General features: G+C 65.0%; 2 protein-coding genes and 1 pseudogene. All 3 read left to right on the top strand.

The annotated features are described in order from the left end of the window. Positions 1–201, top strand: a pseudogene (locus R1101_RS28295) (translation elongation factor Ts); the annotation flags it as partial. 195 nt (positions 202–396) lie between these two features. Further along, complete coding sequence (gene pyrH / locus R1101_RS0122775; protein WP_006550976.1) at positions 397–1125, top strand: UMP kinase; 729 nt, start codon at positions 397–399, stop codon at positions 1123–1125. A 28-nt stretch (positions 1126–1153) separates the two neighbouring features. Beyond that, positions 1154–1711 (top strand): ribosome recycling factor, encoded by a 558-nt coding sequence (gene frr, locus R1101_RS0122770; protein ID WP_016935508.1) that lies wholly within the window; start codon positions 1154–1156, stop codon positions 1709–1711. Positions 1712–1770: the final 59 nt, after the last annotated feature.

Raw genomic sequence — 1770 nt, 5'->3', positions numbered from 1 at the left:
GAGGAGACCGCCAAGGCCGAGGGCAAGCCGGAGCAGGCCCTGCCGAAGATCGTCGAAGGCCGTGTCAACGGTTACTTCAAGGACGTCGTCCTGCTCGAGCAGGCGTCCGTGACGGACTCGAAGAAGACCGTCAAGGCGATCCTCGACGAGGCCGGTGCGACCGTCACCCGCTTCGTGCGTTTCGAGGTCGGCGCCAGCTAGTTCTTCCACTCCTCGACCCCGTCGGTTCACAACCGGCGGGGTCGAGGTGTGTCGGGCCACGCCGCCTCGGGCCCGGAGGCACCCGCGCGTGTCGCGCGGTGACAGGTGTGGCGTGTCGATCCGCCCGATCTCGGTTCCCCAGGGTGGATGAGGCAGGATGGTAAGGGCCGATTCATGTGCAACCAGAGGAGAGTCATGTCCGACCACGCCCACGATCGGCCCGGATTCCGCCGGGTACTGCTCAAGCTCGGCGGCGAGATGTTCGGCGGTGGCAAGGTCGGACTCGACCCGGATGTGGTGACGACGGTGGCCCAGCAGATCGCAGAGGTCGTGCGCGGGGGCGCCGAGGTCGCGGTGGTGATCGGTGGCGGCAACTTCTTTCGCGGCGCCGAACTTCAGCAGCGTGGTCTCGAACGTGCGCGGTCCGATTACATGGGCATGCTCGGCACGGTCATGAATTCCCTTGCGCTGCAGGACTTCCTGGAGAAGGAAGGCATCGATACCCGCGTGCAGACGGCGATCACGATGGGGCAGGTCGCGGAGCCTTACCTGCCGCTGCGTGCGCGCCGGCACCTCGAGAAGGGGCGCGTGGTCATCTTCGGTGCAGGCATGGGTATGCCGTACTTCTCCACCGACACCACCGCCGCGCAGCGTGCCCTCGAGATCGGCGCCGAGGTCGTCCTCATGGCGAAGGCCGTGGACGGCGTCTACTCCGACGACCCACGCACCAACCCCGATGCGGTGCTGTTCGAGGAGATCACCCATCGCGAGGTCATCGAACAGGGCCTCAAGGTCGCCGACGCGACCGCCTTCAGCCTGTGCATGGACAACGCCATGCCGATCATGGTCTTCAATCTGCTGACCAAGGGCAATATCGCTCGAGCCATCGCCGGTGAGAAGATCGGAACACTCGTACGGTCATGAACGGACAACGGAACATGGAGGAACTGCCGTGATCGATGAAGCCCTCTTCGAAGCCGAAGAGAAGATGGAGAAAGCCGTCACGGTGGCCCGGGACGATCTGGCCGGCATCCGGACCGGTCGGGCGAACCCGGGCATGTTCAACCGCATCGTCGTCGACTACTACGGTGCTCCCACGCCGATCACGCAGATCGCCAGCATCAATGTTCCCGAAGCGCGCATGGTCATCGTCAAGCCGTACGAGGCCTCGCAGCTGAACGCGATCGAGACCGCGATCCGCAACTCCGATCTCGGGGTCAACCCCTCCAACGACGGCAACATCATCCGCATCTCGGTCCCGCAGCTCACCGAGGAGCGTCGCCGCGAACTCGTCAAGCAGGCCAGAGCCAAGGGCGAGGACGCCAAGGTGGCGGTGCGCAACGTCCGCCGCAAGGCGATGGAGGAACTCGGCCGCATCCAGAAGGACGGCGAAGCCGGTGAGGACGACGTGAACCGTGCCGAGAAGGAGCTCGACAAGACGACCGCGAAGTACGTCGGTCAGATCGACGAGTTGATGAAGCACAAGGAAGCCGAACTGATGGAGGTCTGACAGTGGGCCGAGCCGACGGGTCCTCCGACCCGCAGCTTCCACTCGGTGCCGGAGCCGAC

It is taken from the genome of Rhodococcus sp. R1101, from assembly GCF_000278445.1.
In the GTDB taxonomy this organism is placed as follows: domain Bacteria; phylum Actinomycetota; class Actinomycetes; order Mycobacteriales; family Mycobacteriaceae; genus Rhodococcus; species Rhodococcus gordoniae.
This window is presented reverse-complemented; position numbering and strand designations above follow the sequence as displayed.